The organism is Burkholderia sp. MSMB1072, from assembly GCF_001524725.1.
Classification (GTDB): domain Bacteria; phylum Pseudomonadota; class Gammaproteobacteria; order Burkholderiales; family Burkholderiaceae; genus Burkholderia.
Window position 1 is genome coordinate 1 of the sequence record NZ_LOYC01000010.1, and the last position, 15,012, is coordinate 15,012.

The 15,012-nt window shown below is 64.2% G+C and carries 14 protein-coding genes and 1 tRNA gene; 14 read left to right on the plus strand and 1 reads right to left on the minus strand.

Translation table 11 applies throughout. The features are described from left to right. Positions 1 to 278 precede the first annotated feature (278 nt). Positions 279 to 1,061 (plus strand): SDR family oxidoreductase, encoded by a 783-nt coding sequence (locus WS89_RS05105; protein ID WP_011545236.1) that lies wholly within the window; start codon positions 279 to 281, stop codon positions 1,059 to 1,061. A 32-nt stretch (positions 1,062 to 1,093) separates the two neighbouring features. Further along, positions 1,094 to 1,534: an acyl-CoA thioesterase gene (locus tag WS89_RS05110; protein ID WP_034207097.1), complete on the plus strand. Its 441-nt coding sequence runs from the start codon at positions 1,094 to 1,096 to the stop codon at positions 1,532 to 1,534. A gap of 125 nt (positions 1,535 to 1,659) precedes the next feature. Here the strand turns inward: WS89_RS05110 and WS89_RS05115 are convergent, their stop codons facing one another. After that, positions 1,660 to 2,205: a LuxR C-terminal-related transcriptional regulator gene (locus tag WS89_RS05115; RefSeq protein ID WP_012328362.1), complete on the minus strand. Its 546-nt coding sequence runs from the start codon at positions 2,203 to 2,205 to the stop codon at positions 1,660 to 1,662. A 220-nt stretch (positions 2,206 to 2,425) separates the two neighbouring features. Between WS89_RS05115 and WS89_RS05120 the strand changes: the two genes are divergently transcribed. From WS89_RS05120 to pheT, 12 genes are all read left to right on the plus strand, one after another. Beyond that, the gene (locus tag WS89_RS05120) at positions 2,426 to 3,130 is read left to right on the plus strand and encodes a CoA transferase subunit A (RefSeq protein WP_012363722.1); all 705 of its coding nucleotides are present in this window, start codon (positions 2,426 to 2,428) and stop codon (positions 3,128 to 3,130) included. Between the two features lies 1 nt (position 3,131). Then, positions 3,132 to 3,773, plus strand: a complete 642-nt coding sequence (locus WS89_RS05125) for a CoA transferase subunit B (protein WP_059785420.1) — start codon at positions 3,132 to 3,134, stop codon at positions 3,771 to 3,773. Between the two features lie 196 nt (positions 3,774 to 3,969). Then, on the plus strand, positions 3,970 to 4,866 hold the full coding sequence (locus WS89_RS05130) for an alpha/beta fold hydrolase (protein WP_059499074.1): 897 nt from the start codon (positions 3,970 to 3,972) through the stop codon (positions 4,864 to 4,866). A gap of 76 nt (positions 4,867 to 4,942) precedes the next feature. Then, positions 4,943 to 5,296: a RidA family protein gene (locus WS89_RS05135; protein ID WP_027784253.1), complete on the plus strand. Its 354-nt coding sequence runs from the start codon at positions 4,943 to 4,945 to the stop codon at positions 5,294 to 5,296. A 39-nt stretch (positions 5,297 to 5,335) separates the two neighbouring features. Then, a complete protein-coding gene (locus tag WS89_RS05140; protein WP_059789755.1) occupies positions 5,336 to 7,570 on the plus strand; it encodes a RelA/SpoT family protein in 2,235 nt (744 codons plus the stop codon). A gap of 84 nt (positions 7,571 to 7,654) precedes the next feature. Further along, positions 7,655 to 7,731 (plus strand) — tRNA-Val (locus WS89_RS05145). A gap of 268 nt (positions 7,732 to 7,999) precedes the next feature. After that, complete coding sequence (thrS, locus tag WS89_RS05150; RefSeq protein WP_059789756.1) at positions 8,000 to 9,907, plus strand: threonine--tRNA ligase; 1,908 nt, start codon at positions 8,000 to 8,002, stop codon at positions 9,905 to 9,907. Positions 9,908 to 9,956: 49 nt separating this feature from the next. Then, positions 9,957 to 10,481: a translation initiation factor IF-3 gene (gene infC, locus WS89_RS05155; protein ID WP_071734130.1), complete on the plus strand. Its 525-nt coding sequence runs from the start codon at positions 9,957 to 9,959 to the stop codon at positions 10,479 to 10,481. Between the two features lie 189 nt (positions 10,482 to 10,670). Then, positions 10,671 to 10,868, plus strand: a complete 198-nt coding sequence (gene rpmI, locus WS89_RS05160; RefSeq protein ID WP_004191477.1) for a 50S ribosomal protein L35 — start codon at positions 10,671 to 10,673, stop codon at positions 10,866 to 10,868. Between the two features lie 30 nt (positions 10,869 to 10,898). Continuing rightward, a complete protein-coding gene (rplT, locus tag WS89_RS05165; RefSeq protein WP_004192938.1) occupies positions 10,899 to 11,258 on the plus strand; it encodes a 50S ribosomal protein L20 in 360 nt (119 codons plus the stop codon). Positions 11,259 to 11,406: 148 nt separating this feature from the next. Then, complete coding sequence (pheS, locus tag WS89_RS05170) at positions 11,407 to 12,420, plus strand: phenylalanine--tRNA ligase subunit alpha (RefSeq protein ID WP_006486107.1); 1,014 nt, start codon at positions 11,407 to 11,409, stop codon at positions 12,418 to 12,420. Positions 12,421 to 12,516: 96 nt separating this feature from the next. Continuing rightward, positions 12,517 to 14,946, plus strand: coding sequence for a phenylalanine--tRNA ligase subunit beta (gene pheT / locus WS89_RS05175; protein ID WP_059789757.1), 2,430 nt, complete (start codon positions 12,517 to 12,519; stop codon positions 14,944 to 14,946). Positions 14,947 to 15,012: the final 66 nt, after the last annotated feature.

Sequence of the window (15,012 nt, forward strand, 5' to 3'; positions counted from 1 at the left end):
TCGCCGCCGACAACCCGGCGGGGCCGCCGCCGACGATCACGACGTCGTATTCCATCGATTCGCGCGGGCCGTATTGCTCGATGAGGCTTGCGGGGGTCATTGGCGTTCCTCTAACCGTTAGAATGCTTTTATTCGGGAGCGTATTGTCTGCGAAACGAAACGCTTGCCGCAACAACATGCAGGCAGATTAGCACGATCGTTCTATTTTTGTGCTAGGGTAATGCCCCCCGGACTGTGCCGCCGGGGCTGGCGAAACGACATCGAAAGGGGATGGGCAAATGGGTCGATCGATCAATCTGGAAGGCAAGGTTGCGCTGGTCACGGGCGCGTCGAGCGGCCTGGGGCAGCGTTTTGCGCAGGTGCTGTCGCAGGCCGGCGCGAAGGTCGTGCTCGCGAGCCGCCGCGTCGAACGCCTGAAGGAACTGCGCGCGGAGATCGAGGCGGCGGGCGGTGCCGCGCACGTCGTGTCGCTCGACGTGACCGACGTGCAGAGCATCAAGGCGGCCGTCGCGCATGCGGAGACGGAAGCCGGCACGATCGACATCCTCGTGAACAATTCTGGCGTGTCGACGATGCAGAAGCTCGTCGACGTGACGCCGGCGGATTTCGAGTTCGTGTTCGATACGAACACGCGCGGCGCATTTTTCGTCGCGCAGGAAGTCGCGAAGCGGATGATCATGCGCGCGAACGGTGGCGGCAACGGCAAGCCGCCGTGCCGGATCATCAACATCGCGTCGGTGGCCGGGCTGCGCGTGTTCCCGCAGATCGGGCTGTACGCGATGAGCAAGGCCGCGGTCGTGCAGATGACGCGCGCGATGGCGCTGGAGTGGGGCCGCCACGGGATCAACGTGAACGCGATCTGTCCGGGCTATATCGATACCGAAATCAATCATTACCTGTGGGAAACCGAGCAGGGCCAGAAGCTGCAGTCGATGCTGCCGCGCCGGCGCGTCGGCAAGCCGCAGGATCTCGACGGGCTGTTGTTGCTGCTCGCGGCCGACGAGTCGCAGTTCATCAATGGCTCGATTATCTCCGCCGACGACGGTTTCGGCCTCGCGTGAGCGGATGACATTCCGCAACAAAGAAGACTGCAATGAGCGCAACAAGCGATTACTCACCCGTTTTTGAGATGTCGATGCCGATCCGCTGGGGCGACATGGACGCGTTCGGCCATGTGAACAACACGGTCTATTTCCGCTACATGGAGCAGGCGCGGATTTCGTGGTTCGAAGCGCTCGGCATCGCCGGCGGCAACGGCGAGGGGCAGGGGCCCGTCATCGTCACCGCGTCGATGGAATTCCTCAAGCAACTGCACTATCCGGGCGACGTGATCGCGAAGATGTCGGCCGCGAAGCCGGGCCGAAGCAGTTTCGACACCGGTTTCGAGCTCACGCGCGCGGACGATCCGCGGCATGTCTATGCACGCGGCAACGCGCGCTGCGTGTGGGTCGACTATGCGCTCGGCAAGTCGGTGCCGCTGCCGCAACTGCTGCGCGACACGATCGAGCAGGCGCTCGCGACGAAAGTCGGCTGAGCGCGGCTGCCGGCAGGCCGGCACCGGATCGCCGCTGGCGTGCCGTGCCCGGTTTTCCGATGTTCCCCCCGATCGGCCGCCATGCGCGGCCGATCGTCATCCGAGCGCCGTCACGCGATGCGCGTTCACTGCCCGAGCAGGCGCTGCAGCAGCTCCGGCGTATTGTTCGTCCCGTATTTGCGCATCAGCCGCGCGCGGTAGATGTCGACCGTGCGCGAGCTGATGTCGAGCACGCGCCCGATCTGCTTGCTGGTCTTGCCGGTCGCGAGCTGGGCGGCGATCTCGCGCTCGCGCGGGGTCAGCTCGACCGCGACGCGGCGCGTCGCGCTCAAATCCTCGAAGGTCCAGACGCCGGCCGCGAGCGGCGCGGTGCGGTCGAGTGCGCGTCCCGTCACGTGGCACCAGAACAGCTCGCCATCCGCGCGTTTCATGATTCTGTCATCCGAGTAGACGCCGTTCGCGACCATCACGCGTGCAATGCGCTCGCCGATTCGCTGGAATTCGTCTGTCGACGGGTAGAGCACCGCGTACGACTTCCCGATCAGGTCGGCCCGCGCGCAGCGGAAGATCGACGCGAGCGCGTCGTTGCAGTCCTCGATCACGCGATCGCGCGACAGCACGAGGCCGAGCGGCGCGAGGTGGAAGGCGGTCTGGTAATCGAGATCGGGCATGGCGCGGGCAGGCGGAGGCAAATGCTTATGTATTTTTGCGTATTGTGCCGCATCGGCGTCACATCGTACCCTTTCAGGCATCTCGCGGCGGTGTGTCGCGACATAAAAACAGCGTGCCTCGACGCAGGCATTGCCGCACATGCATAGAATGGTGCGGCGGGCTTGCGCCACGTGGCGCGTGAACCGGTTTTGCTGGTTTCCATAGAGGAAGGGACAACTGATGAACAAAGTCTATCCAAGCGCGGCTGCCGCGCTGGAGGGGATCGTCCGCGACGGACAGACCTTCGCGGTGGGCGGCTTCGGCCTGTGCGGGATTCCCGAGGCACTGATCGCGGCGTTGCGCGATTCGGCGGTCAAGGGCATCACCTGCATCAGCAACAACGCGGGCGTCGACGGTTTCGGCCTCGGCCTGCTGCTGGAAACGCGCCAGATCAAGAAGATGATCTCGTCGTACGTCGGCGAGAACAAAGAGTTCGAGCGCCAATACCTGGCCGGCGAACTCGAGCTCGAATTCACGCCGCAGGGCACGCTCGCCGAAAAGCTGCGCGCGGGCGGCGCGGGCATCCCCGCGTTCTTCACGAATACCGGCTACGGCACCGTGATCGCGGAAGGCAAGGAAACGCGCCAGTTCGGCGATCGCCACTACGTGCTCGAGCCTTCGCTGACGGCAGACGTCGCGCTCGTCAAGGCGTGGAAGGCCGACAAGTCGGGCAACCTCATCTATCGCCGCACCGCGCGCAACTTCAACCCGATGTGCGCGATGGCCGGCAAGATCACCGTGGCGGAGGTCGAGGAGATCGTCGAGAACGGCACGCTCGATCCGGACCAGGTTCATACGCCGGGGATCTTCGTACAGCGCATCGTGCTGAACGCGACGCCTGAAAAACGCATCGAACAACGCGTCGTACGCGCGAAAGGAGACTGACATGGCCTGGAATCGTGACCAGATGGCCGCGCGCGCGGCGAAGGAACTGCAGGACGGCTTCTACGTGAACCTCGGCATCGGCCTGCCGACGCTCGTCGCGAACCACGTGCCGGCAGGCGTCGAGGTGTGGCTGCAGTCGGAGAACGGCCTGCTCGGCATCGGGCCGTCGCCGACCGAAGACGAAGTCGACGCCGATCTCATCAACGCCGGCAAGCAGACCGTCACGACGCTGCCGGGTTCGTCGATCTTCTCGTCGGCCGATTCGTTCGCGATGATTCGCGGCGGCCACATCAATCTCGCGATCCTCGGCGCGATGCAGGTCAGCAAGAAGGGCGACCTCGCGAACTGGATGATCCCGGGCAAGATGATCAAGGGGATGGGCGGCGCGATGGACCTCGTCGCGGGCGTGAAGCGCGTCGTCGTGCTGATGGAGCACGTCGCCAAGGGCGACCAGCACAAGATTCTCGACGAATGCAACCTGCCGCTGACGGGTGTCGGCGTGGTCGATCTGATCATTACCGACCTCGGCGTGATCGAAGTGACGCCGGACGGGCTGAAGGTGCTCGAACTCGCCGACGGCGTGAGCGCGGAAGAGATCCAGGCGAAGACGGGGGCGCCGCTCGACGTCAGCGCCGTGGCATAAGTTCACGCACGGGCGCGCATTCGACGCCCCGCATGCCGGACGACGGCGTGCGGGGCGTTTGTCATTGCGCATCGACGGCTAGCTTATTGGGTGCCCGATGGGCCGACCCGTCCGGCGGAAGCGGTTTACAATCGTTTGCATCGGGCGTCGCAAGCGTTGCCCCGCGCGTCGCCCCTCGTTCGACAGGATGCCAACGATGCCAACGACTTCAGCGAATTCCCCGGTTCCCCGTCAGCGACGCGTGCAGTGTGCGAGCGCCGCCGGCCTTCACCACGTTGCCTATACGGAATGGGGCGATCCCGCGAATCCGCGCGTGCTGGTCTGCGTGCACGGCCTGACGCGCTCGGGGCGCGATTTCGACCGGCTGGCCGCCGCGCTGTCCGATACGTATCGCGTCGTCTGCCCCGATGTCGCCGGGCGTGGCCGCTCCGACCGGCTGGCCGATCCGCGGCTCTACGCGATTCCGCAGTACGTGGCCGACATGGTGACGTTGATCGCACGGCTCGACGTGGAATCGGTCGACTGGTTCGGTACGTCGATGGGCGGCCTGATCGGCATGGCGCTCGCCGGGCTGCCCGGTTCGCCGCTGCGGCGGATGATCGTCAACGACGTCGGCCCGCGCATCGAGCCCGATTCGCTCACGCGCATCGGTGAGTACCTCGGCGTGCAGCCGCGCTTTGCGACCGAGCAGGAGGGGATCGACTATCTGACGTCGCTGTCGCTGCCGTTCGGTGCGCTGAGCGCCGACGAGTGGCGCGAGATCAACGGGCCGCTGCTGCACCAACTGCCCGAAGGCGACTGGACGATGCGCTACGATCCGCGCATCGCCGAGCCGTTCAAGGCGACGACGCCGGAGCTGGCCGCGCTCGGCGAGGCCGCGCTGTGGCGCGCGATCGAGACGACGGATGCGACGCTGCTCGTCGTGCGCGGCGAGACGTCCGACTTGCTGTCGCGCGAGACGGCGGCCGAAATGGTCCGTCGCGGCCGGCATGTGACGCAGGTCGAGATCCCGGGGGCGGGCCACGCGCCGGCGTTCGTCAGCGCCGACCAGATTGCGCTCGCGCGGCGGTTTTTCGTCGAAGGCGGCGCCTAAACGCGTCATAATATGCGGTTCGGCGGCACGCGGGCCGTGCCGCCCGATTCCTCACTCATCACGACCGGAACATTTCATGGCAGTCATTCGTCACCACGTCGGGGCCCGTCTCTCCGAAACCGCGATCCACAACGGCACCGTGTATCTGGCCGGCCAGATCGCCGAAGACACCACGCAGGACATCCGCGGCCAGACGCGCGAAGTGCTCGGCCACATCGACCGTCTGCTCGCCGAAGCGAACAGCGACAAGGCGCATCTGCTGTCGGTGCAGATCTACATCTCGGATCTCGCGAATTTCGAAGGCATGAATGCGGAGTGGGACGCATGGGTCGCGCAGGGCAACACGCCGCCGCGCGCCACCGTCGAGGCGAAGCTCGCGGATCCGGCGCTGCTCGTCGAGATCGTCGTCGTCGCCGCGCAGCGGAGCTGAGCGTTATCCGACGATGATCGTATTCCGGCAGGCCGTGCAATGACCGAATCCGTTTCCGCATCCTCCGTCGCGGCGCCGTCGTTCGACGACGTGCTCGCGTTCGTGCGCGAGCGGGCCGGCGATGCGCGCCTGTCGTCCGGCGAGCTGCTCGCCGATCACTCGGCGGGCACGGCGGCGATCATGCGCACGCTGAACGTCGATCCGTCCGCGATGCAGGCCGCCGCGCTGTTCGTGCTGACGCCGCACCTGAGCGACCCCGAACGCGAGCTGACCGAGCGTTTCGGCGACGAAGTCGCGCGGCTCGTATTCGACGTGCGCAAGCTGTTGCGGCTCGGCACCGTCAGCCTGCGCGTCGCGCAGAACGCGAAGCCCGACGCCGGGCGCGACGCGGCGCAGGAGCGGCGTACGCAGATCGAGGCGCTGCGCAAGATGCTGCTCGCATTCGCGCAGGACATCCGCGTCGTGCTGATCCGGCTCGCGTCGCGGTTGCAGTCGCTGCGCCACTATGCGGCCGCGAAGATCGACCCGCCGCCGGACGTTGCGCGCGAGACGCTCGAGATCTATGCGCCGCTCGCGAATCGTCTCGGTATCTGGCAACTGAAGTGGGAGCTCGAGGATCTCGCGTTCCGCTTCGAGGATCCCGTCACCTACAAGCGGATCGCGAAGCTGCTCGACGAGAAGCGAATCGAGCGCGAGGCGTACGTCACGCAGGCGATCGCGCGGCTGCAGCACGAGCTCGCGGAGGCGAACATCCAGGCCGACGTCAGCGGCCGGCCGAAGCATATCTACAGCATCTGGCGCAAGATGCGCGGCAAGGAGCTCGATTTCTCCGAGCTGTACGACGTGCGCGCGTTTCGCGTGATCGTGCCGGACATCAAGGATTGCTACGCGGTGCTCGGCATCGTGCATCACCTGTGGCAGCCGGTGCCGAAGGAGTTCGACGACTACATCTCGCGGCCGAAGCCGAACGGCTACAAGTCGCTGCATACGGTCGTGATCGGCGACGACGGCCGTGCGTTCGAAGTGCAGATCCGCACGCAGGAGATGCATCGTTTCGCCGAGTATGGCGTCGCGGCACACTGGCGCTACAAGGAGGCCGGCGCGCGCGGCTATGGCGGCCAGTTCTCGGCGAGCGACAAGTACGACGAGAAGATCGCGTGGCTGCGCCAGTTGCTCGCGTGGAAGGACGACGTCGAGGACGGCGCCGAAGTGTCGGGCGACCAGGCGTGGGCGCAACTGCGCGAAACGTCGCTCGACGACGACCACATCTACGTGCTGACGCCGCAGGCGCGCGTGATCGCGCTGCCGCAAGGCGCGACGCCAGTCGATTTCGCGTATCACCTGCACAGCGAGCTCGGCCATCGCTGCCGTGGCGCGCGCGTCGACGGCGTGATGGTGCCGCTGAACACGTCGCTCGCGAACGGCCAGACGGTCGAGATCGTCGCGGTGAAGGAAGGCGGGCCGTCGCGCGACTGGCTGAACCTCCAGCTCGGTTACCTGAAGAGCTCGCGCGCGCGGCAGAAGGTGCGTGCGTGGTTCAACTCGATCGAGCAGGAAGAAAACGTCGCGCACGGCCGCGCGCTCGTCGAAAAGACGCTGCAGCGCGAGGGCAAGACGTCGGTCAATCTGGACCATCTCGCCGCGAAGCTTGGCTTCAAGTCGCCCGAGGAGTTGTTCTCGGTCGTCGGCAAGGAAGAATTCAGCCTGCGCAACATCGAGCACGCGCTGTCCGATGCGCCGCCGCCGGAACCGGCGTCCGAGGCCCCGGCCGATTTCGAGAAGCGCAGCAGCGGCGCGAGCGTCGCGCATGGCGCGTCGACCGGCGTGCTGGTGGTGGGCGTCGACGCGCTGCTGACGCAACTGGCGCGTTGCTGCCGTCCGGCGCCGCCCGATCCGATCAGCGGTTTCGTCACGCGCGGCAAGGGGATGTCGATCCACCGCACCGACTGCCCGACGTTTCGCCGGATGGTCGAGCGCGCGCCGGAGCGCGTGCTGCAGACGACCTGGTCGGCCGACGTGCTGGGCGGGCGCGGCGCGTCCGTCTATCCGGTCGACCTGATGATCGAGGCGAGCGACCGGCAAGGGTTGCTGCGCGATATCTCCGAAGTGTTCGCGCGGGAAAAGATCAACGTCGTGGGCGTGAAGACGCAGAGCCGCCGCAATGCGGCATTCATGCAGTTCACGGTCGAGGTATCGAATTCGGCGCAGGTGCAGCGCGCATGCACGCTGCTCGGCGAGGTGCAGGGCGTCGTGCGGGCAGGACGAAAATCGTGATGGGGTTGGAACAGCGTTATTTTGCTGCAACCGCATAAAACGCTTGCCAAGCCGGTAGCAACTCCATATAATCTTAGCTTCTCTAGGCTCGTAGCTCAGCTGGTTAGAGCACCACCTTGACATGGTGGGGGTCGTTGGTTCGAGTCCAATCGAGCCTACCAACGAATTGAGAATGCCCGGCCTCCGGGTGTTCGATGCAGCACACAACTCAACGCGAACAAGGCGAATACGGTTATGACACCGCGAACGTTGACCGAAACCACTTCGGAGCGACGCTAGTCGAGGAACGTTTTCGCCCTTTCAGTTGAGTGAAGTATCGAATGCGGCCCCTCGAAAGCGGGGCCGCATTTTTTTTGTCGCGAATTTTCCCGCGTGAGTTTGACTCGCGTACCTGGTCTGCCGCCCACTGTCGGCATCACGGAGATTGCTATGGTTTCGATACGCTTGCCTGACGGCTCAGTTCGACAATACGAGCATCCGGTGACAGTTGCCGAGGTTGCGGCCTCCATCGGTCCCGGCTTGGCGAAGGCTGCGCTGGGCGGCAAGCTCGACGGCGAGCTCGTCGATACGTCGACGGTGATCGATCGCGACGCGTCGCTCGCGATCGTCACGGACAAGGATGCCGACGGCCTCGACATCATCCGTCACTCGACCGCCCACTTGCTCGCATACGCGGTGAAGGAACTGTATCCGGACGCGCAGGTGACGATCGGCCCGGTGATCGACAACGGTTTCTATTACGACTTCTCGTACAACCGCCCGTTTACGCCGGAAGATCTGGAAAAGATCGAAAAGCGCATGCAGGAACTCGCGAAGAAGGACGAGCCGGTCACGCGCCGTGTCGTGTCGCGCGACGAGGCCGCCGGTTACTTCCGCAGCATCGGCGAGAAGTACAAGGCCGAGATCATCGAATCGATTCCGCAAAGCGACGAAATCAAGCTGTACTCGCACGGCGGCTTCACCGATCTGTGCCGCGGCCCGCACGTGCCGTCCACCGGCAAGCTGAAGGTCTTCAAGTTGATGAAGGTCGCGGGCGCGTACTGGCGCGGCGATTCGAAGAACGAGCAGCTACAGCGCATCTACGGCACGGCCTGGACGAAGAAGGAAGACCAGGATCAGTACCTGCACATGCTCGAGGAAGCGGAAAAGCGCGACCACCGCAAGCTGGGCAAGCAGCTCGACCTGTTCCACATGCAGGAAGAGTCGCCGGGCATGGTGTTCTGGCATCCGAAGGGCTGGGCGCTGTGGCAGCAGGTCGAGCAGTACATGCGCCGCCGCGTCAACGAAGCCGGCTATCTCGAGATCAAGACGCCGATGATCATGGACCGTTCGCTGTGGGAGGCGTCGGGCCACTGGCAGAACTATCGCGAAAACATGTTCACGACGGAGTCGGAGAAGCGCGACTACGCGATCAAGCCGATGAACTGCCCGGGCCACGTCCAGGTGTTCAAGCATGGCCTGCGCTCGTACCGCGACCTGCCGCTGCGTTACGCGGAATTCGGTTCGTGCCACCGCAACGAGGCATCGGGCGCGCTGCACGGCCTGATGCGCGTGCGCGGCTTCGTGCAGGACGATGCGCACATCTTCTGTACGGAAGAGCAGTTCATCGCCGAGTCGATCGCGTTCAACACGCTGGCGATGAGCGTGTACAAGGATTTCGGGTTCGAGCACATCGACATCAAGCTGTCGCTGCGCCCCGAACAGCGTGCGGGCACCGACGAAACGTGGGATCGCGCCGAGCAGGGCTTGCGCGACGCGCTCACGGCGTGCGGTCTGTCCTGGGAGGAACTGCCGGGCGAGGGCGCGTTCTATGGCCCGAAGATCGAGTACCACATCAAGGACGCGCTCGGCCGCTCGTGGCAATGCGGCACGCTGCAGCTCGACATGGTGCTGCCGGAGCGCCTCGGCGCCGAGTACGTGGCGGAAGACAACAGCCGCCGCCGGCCGGTGATGCTGCATCGCGCGATCGTCGGGTCGATGGAGCGGTTCCTCGGCATTTTGATCGAGCACCATGCTGGTGCAATGCCGGTCTGGCTCGCGCCGTACCAGGCAATTGTGCTCAATATCGCCGAAAGTCAGGCCGAATATGCGCAGTCCCTGGCCCAATCGTTGCAAAAACAAGGGGTTAGAGTGGCGGCCGATTTGCGCAACGAGAAGATTAGCTATAAAATACGCGAGCACACGCTGGAAAAGGTGCCTTATCTCCTCGTCGTGGGCGATAAGGAGCGTGATGCACAAACGGTAGCCGTGCGTGCCCGTGGCGGCGTCGACCTTGGCGTAATGCCGGTCGAAGCCTTCGTTGAGCGTCTGCAGGAAGACCTGCGCTCGTTCAAGTAACCGCCCTGGCAGCGCGGCTCGTTTTTTTAATTTTTAGAGGAAACGTAACATCGCTACTGATAAGTCGTCGCACCGCATCAACGGTGAAATCACTGCGCCGGAAGTGCGCCTGGTCGGGATCGAGAACGAACCGCTCGGTATCGTAAAACTCGCTGATGCTTTCCGTAAATCGGAAGAACTGGATGTTGACCTGGTGGAAATCGCGCCGCAAGCGGTGCCGCCGGTTTGCCGTCTGATGGATTACGGCAAGTTCAAGTACCAGGAATCGAAGAAGCAGCACGAAGCGAAGCTGAAGCAGAAGGTCATCCAGGTGAAGGAAGTCAAGTTCCGCCCGGGTACCGATGACGGGGATTACAACGTCAAGCTCCGCAATCTCGTGCGCTTCCTCGAAGAGGGCGACAAGACGAAGATCACGTTGCGTTTCCGCGGCCGCGAAATGGCTCACCAGGAAATCGGTATGCGGATGCTCGAGCGTCTGCGCACGGATCTCGAGGAAGTCGGCCAGGTCGAGCAGATGCCGAAGATGGAAGGGCGCCAGATGATCATGGTGCTCTCGCCGAAGAAAAAGAAGTAACGAGCCCGCGCGCATCGCGCGCAGGTTCGACAGTGGTTCGGCGCGCTGCCCGATCGGGTGGCGTGCCAACAACGACGGCGGCTGCGCAAGCGGGTCGCCGTACACAAGTGGACTGGGTTTCGAAGGGCGGGTCAAGGGCGCAAGCCAACCGCACACCCATCGCCATCTAATAAACTGGAGTTGTTCGTCATGCCTAAGATGAAGACCAAGAAGAGCGCTGCAAAGCGCTTCGTGGTGCGTCCGGGCGGTACCGTCAAGCGCGGTCAAGCCTTCAAGCGCCACATCCTGACCAAGAAAACCACGAAGAACAAGCGCCATCTGCGCGGTGCAACGGCAGTTCACGATTCCGATCTGAACTCCGTCCGCGCGATGCTCCCGTTCGCGTAACCCCTCAACTGATACTCCAAGGAGAGAAACATGCCTCGAGTCAAACGTGGGGTAACCGCACGGGCCCGCCACAAGAAGATCATCAACCTGGCCAAGGGTTATCGCGGCCGCCGCAATAACGTCTACCGCATCGCCAAGCAGGCGGTGATGCGCGCTGGTCAGTACGCGTACCGCGATCGCCGCAACAAGAAGCGTGTGTTCCGCGCACTGTGGATCACGCGTATCAACGCGGCAGTTCGCCAGCACGACATGACCTACAGCGTGTTCATCAACGGCCTGAAGAAGGCGTCGATCGAACTCGACCGTAAGGTGCTGGCCGACATGGCGGTGTTCGACAAGGCTGCTTTTGCTGCGATCGTCAAGCAGGTGAAAGCCGCCGTTGCAGCCTAATTGCGAAATTAGCACTGCGTGGTTAGTTGCAGCGAGGTTCCGGTAGTCTCGGCCGCTGCAGCGAAAACGGGGCTCTTCCGAGCCCCTTTTTTGTTTGGTGGGCGGTTTCGCTCGCCAAGACCGAATGACGTTGGAAATGATGGGATCTATGGATCTGGACCAGATTGTCGCCGACGCGCAGCAGTCCTTCGAACAGGCTGCCGACATCACCACGCTCGAAAACGAGAAAGCGCGATTTCTCGGTAAATCGGGTGCGCTGACCGAGTTGCTGAAGGGCCTCGGCAAGCTCGATCCCGAAGCACGCAAGACCGAAGGCGCACGCATCAACGTCGCGAAGCAGCAGGTCGAAGCCGCGCTCACCGCTCGTCGCCAGGCACTGGCCGACGCGCTGCTGAATCAGCGCCTCACCGCCGAAGCGATCGACGTGACGTTGCCGGGCCGTGGCGCCGGCGCCGGCAGCCTGCACCCGGTGATGCGCACGTGGGAGCGTGTCGAACAGATTTTCGGCTCGATCGGTTTCGACGTGGCCGACGGCCCCGAAATCGAGACCGACTGGTACAACTTCACGTCGCTGAACAGCCCGGAGAACCATCCGGCGCGTTCGATGCAGGACACCTTCTACGTCGAAGGCAAGGATGCCGACGGCCGCCAGCTGCTGCTGCGCACGCACACGAGCCCGATGCAGGTGCGTTATGCGCGCATGAACCGTCCGCCGATCAAGGTGATCGCGCCGGGGCGCACGTATCGCGTCGACAGCGATGCGACCCACTCGCCGATGTTCAATCAGGTCGAGGGGCTGTGGATCGACGAAAACATCAGCTTCGCCGATCTCAAGGGCGTCTATACCGACTTCCTGAAAAAATTCTTCGAGCGCGACGACATCCTCGTGCGCTTCCGTCCGTCGTATTTCCCGTTCACGGAACCGTCGGCCGAGATCGACATGATGTTCGAGCAAGGCAAGAACGCCGGCAAGTGGCTCGAAATTTCCGGCTCCGGGCAGGTGCATCCGACCGTGATCCGCAACATGGGCCTCGACCCCGAGCGCTACATCGGTTTCGCGTTCGGCAGCGGCCTCGAGCGCCTGACGATGCTGCGTTACGGCGTCCAGGATCTGCGGCTGTTCTTCGAGAACGACCTGCGTTTCCTGCGCCAGTTCGCATAACGCCGCTCGCCGCGCCGACCTGTGCCCGCGCACGCCCCGACGGACGTTTCCGAGGGGCCCGGGCGTCGATCTAACCTGTTTCGAACGTAGACATCCATGCAATTCCCTGAATCCTGGTTGAGAACCTTTGTCGACCCGCAGCTGACGACCGACGAACTGTCGCACGCGCTGACGATGGCGGGGCTCGAAGTCGAATCGCTGAGCAAGGCTGCGCCGCCGACGTCGAAGATCGTCGTCGGCCGCGTGCTCGAAGTCGTCAAGCATCCGGATGCGGACAAGCTCAATGTCTGCCAGGTCGACGCCGGCACCGGCGCGACGCTGAACATCGTCTGCGGCGCGCCGAACGTGGCGCCGGGCATCAAGGTGCCGGTCGCGCTGGTCGGCGCGGAACTGCCGCCGGCGGAAGAGGGCGGCAAGCCGTTCGCGATCAAGCTGTCGAAGCTGCGCGGCGTGGAAAGCCAGGGGATGCTGTGCTCGGCGCGCGAGCTGAAATTGTCCGAGGATCACAGCGGGCTGCTGATCCTGCCGGAAGACACGCCGGTCGGCCAGGACATCCGCGAAACCCTCAATCTCGACGACACGATCTTCGAAATCAAGCTGACGCCGAACAAGGCCGACTGCCTGTCGGTGTTCGGTATCGCCCGCGAGACGGCCGCGATCACCGGCGCGCCGCTGACGCCGGTCGATATTCGCCCGGTGCATGTCGAGCTCGACGAAACGCTGCCGGTGCGCATTGCCGCGCCCGATCTGTGCGGCCGCTTCTCGGGCCGCGTGATCCGCGGCGTGAACGCGCGCGCAAAGACGCCGCAATGGATGGTCGAGCGCCTCGAGCGCGCGGGCCAGCGCAGCGTGTCCGCGCTCGTCGACATCTCGAACTACGTGATGTTCGAACTCGGCCGCCCGTCGCACGTGTTCGATCTCGACAAGATCCACGGCGGCATCGAAGTGCGTTGGGGCAAGCGCGGCGAATCGCTGAAGCTGCTCAACGGAAACACGGTCGAACTCGACGAAACGGTCGGCGTGATTGCGGACGCGGCCCAGGTCGAAAGCCTGGCCGGCATCATGGGCGGCGACAGCACGGCCGTCACGCTCGATACGACCAACATCTACCTGGAAGCCGCGTTCTGGTGGCCGGACAGCATCCGCGGCCGCGCGCGCAAGTACAACTTCTCGACCGATGCGGCCCATCGCTTCGAGCGCGGCGTCGATTACGCGACGACCGTCGAGCACGTCGAGCGCATCACGCAACTGATCCTCGAGATCTGCGGCGGCAAGGCCGGCCCGGTCGACGATCAGGCGGTGAACCTGCCGCAGCGCGCGCCGGTGAAGATGCGCGTGTCGCGCGCGAACCGCATCATCGGCGTGAAGATCGACGCCGACGAGATCGCGAACATCTTCACGCGTCTCGGCCTGCCGTTCGAGCGTGAAGACGACGCGTTCCTCGTCACGCCGCCGTCGCACCGCTTCGACATCGAGATCGAGGAAGACCTGATCGAGGAAGTGGCGCGCATCTACGGCTTCGAGAAGATCCCGGCGCGGCCGCCGGTCGCGACGAGCGAAATGCGCGCGACCAACGAGACGCGGCGTTCGATCCACGATATCCGTCACGCGCTCGCCGCGCGCGACTACGCGGAAACCGTCAACTTCAGCTTCGTCGATGCGGAGTGGGAGCACGATTTCGCGGGCAACGACAACCCGATCCGGCTGCTGAACCCGATCGCGAGCCAGCTTTCGGTGATGCGCACGACGCTGTTCGGCAGCCTGATCGCCGTGCTGCGTCACAACCTGAACCGCCGCGCCGATCGTGTGCGCGTGTTCGAATCGGGGCGCGTGTTCGTCGCCGATCCGTCGGTGAAGGCCGGCGAGCTGGCGGTCGAAGGTCACGCGCAGCCGAAGCGCGTTGGCGCGCTGGCGTATGGTCCGGCACTCGACGAGCAATGGGGTGCGGCGACCCGCGCGGTCGATTTCTTCGACGTGAAGGGCGATCTCGAAGCGCTGCTCGCGCCGGCGGTTGCACGCTTCGTGAAGGCCGAGCATCCGGCCCTTCATCCGGGCCGCAGCGCACGCATCGAGGTCGATGGCCGCGCGGTCGGCTGGATCGGTGAGCTGCATCCGCGCCTGATGCAGAAGTACGAGCTGCCGCACGCGCCGGTGATGTTCGAGATCGATGCCGACGCGCTGACTACGCGTGCGCTGCCCGCGCCGACCGACGTGTCGAAATTCCCGCCGGTCCGTCGCGATATCGCCGTTGTCGTCGATCAGGCGGTCGAGGTTCAGGCACTTTTCGACGAAATGAAGAAGGCGCTTGCCGAAGAGGCCTGCCGATTCGTTCAGAAGGTTGTACTCTTCGACGAATTTCGTGCAAAATCAAACACTTCCGGTGGTCTTGCCGCGAACGAGAAGAGCCTTGCCTTCCGCGTGACGCTGCAGGACGCGGCTGGCACGCTGCAGGACGAGATCGTCGATCAGGCGATCCAGACGCTGGTCGAGCGGATGGCTCGTGCCGGCGCGCGCCTGCGCGGCTGAGGAGAGGGGCCGGCCCGTTCGCGGGCGGCTTGTTTCCATCGTAAGTTTTGATTCAACGCGCTGTAT

Excerpts from the sequence above, each read along its gene's own strand:
- WS89_RS05105 (WP_011545236.1), top strand. The coding sequence starts at position 279 with ATGGGTCGATCGATCAATCTGGAAGGCAAGGTTGCGCTGGTCACGGGC.
- WS89_RS05110 (WP_034207097.1), top strand. The coding sequence starts at position 1,094 with ATGAGCGCAACAAGCGATTACTCACCCGTTTTTGAGATGTCGATGCCG.
- WS89_RS05115 (WP_012328362.1), bottom strand. The coding sequence starts at position 2,205 with ATGCCCGATCTCGATTACCAGACCGCCTTCCACCTCGCGCCGCTCGGC.
- WS89_RS05120 (WP_012363722.1), top strand. The coding sequence starts at position 2,426 with ATGAACAAAGTCTATCCAAGCGCGGCTGCCGCGCTGGAGGGGATCGTC.
- WS89_RS05125 (WP_059785420.1), top strand. The coding sequence starts at position 3,132 with ATGGCCTGGAATCGTGACCAGATGGCCGCGCGCGCGGCGAAGGAACTG.
- WS89_RS05130 (WP_059499074.1), top strand. The coding sequence starts at position 3,970 with ATGCCAACGACTTCAGCGAATTCCCCGGTTCCCCGTCAGCGACGCGTG.
- WS89_RS05135 (WP_027784253.1), top strand. The coding sequence starts at position 4,943 with ATGGCAGTCATTCGTCACCACGTCGGGGCCCGTCTCTCCGAAACCGCG.
- WS89_RS05140 (WP_059789755.1), top strand. The coding sequence starts at position 5,336 with ATGACCGAATCCGTTTCCGCATCCTCCGTCGCGGCGCCGTCGTTCGAC.
- thrS (WP_059789756.1), top strand. The coding sequence starts at position 8,000 with ATGGTTTCGATACGCTTGCCTGACGGCTCAGTTCGACAATACGAGCAT.
- rpmI (WP_004191477.1), top strand. The coding sequence starts at position 10,671 with ATGCCTAAGATGAAGACCAAGAAGAGCGCTGCAAAGCGCTTCGTGGTG.
- rplT (WP_004192938.1), top strand. The coding sequence starts at position 10,899 with ATGCCTCGAGTCAAACGTGGGGTAACCGCACGGGCCCGCCACAAGAAG.
- pheS (WP_006486107.1), top strand. The coding sequence starts at position 11,407 with ATGGATCTGGACCAGATTGTCGCCGACGCGCAGCAGTCCTTCGAACAG.
- pheT (WP_059789757.1), top strand. The coding sequence starts at position 12,517 with ATGCAATTCCCTGAATCCTGGTTGAGAACCTTTGTCGACCCGCAGCTG.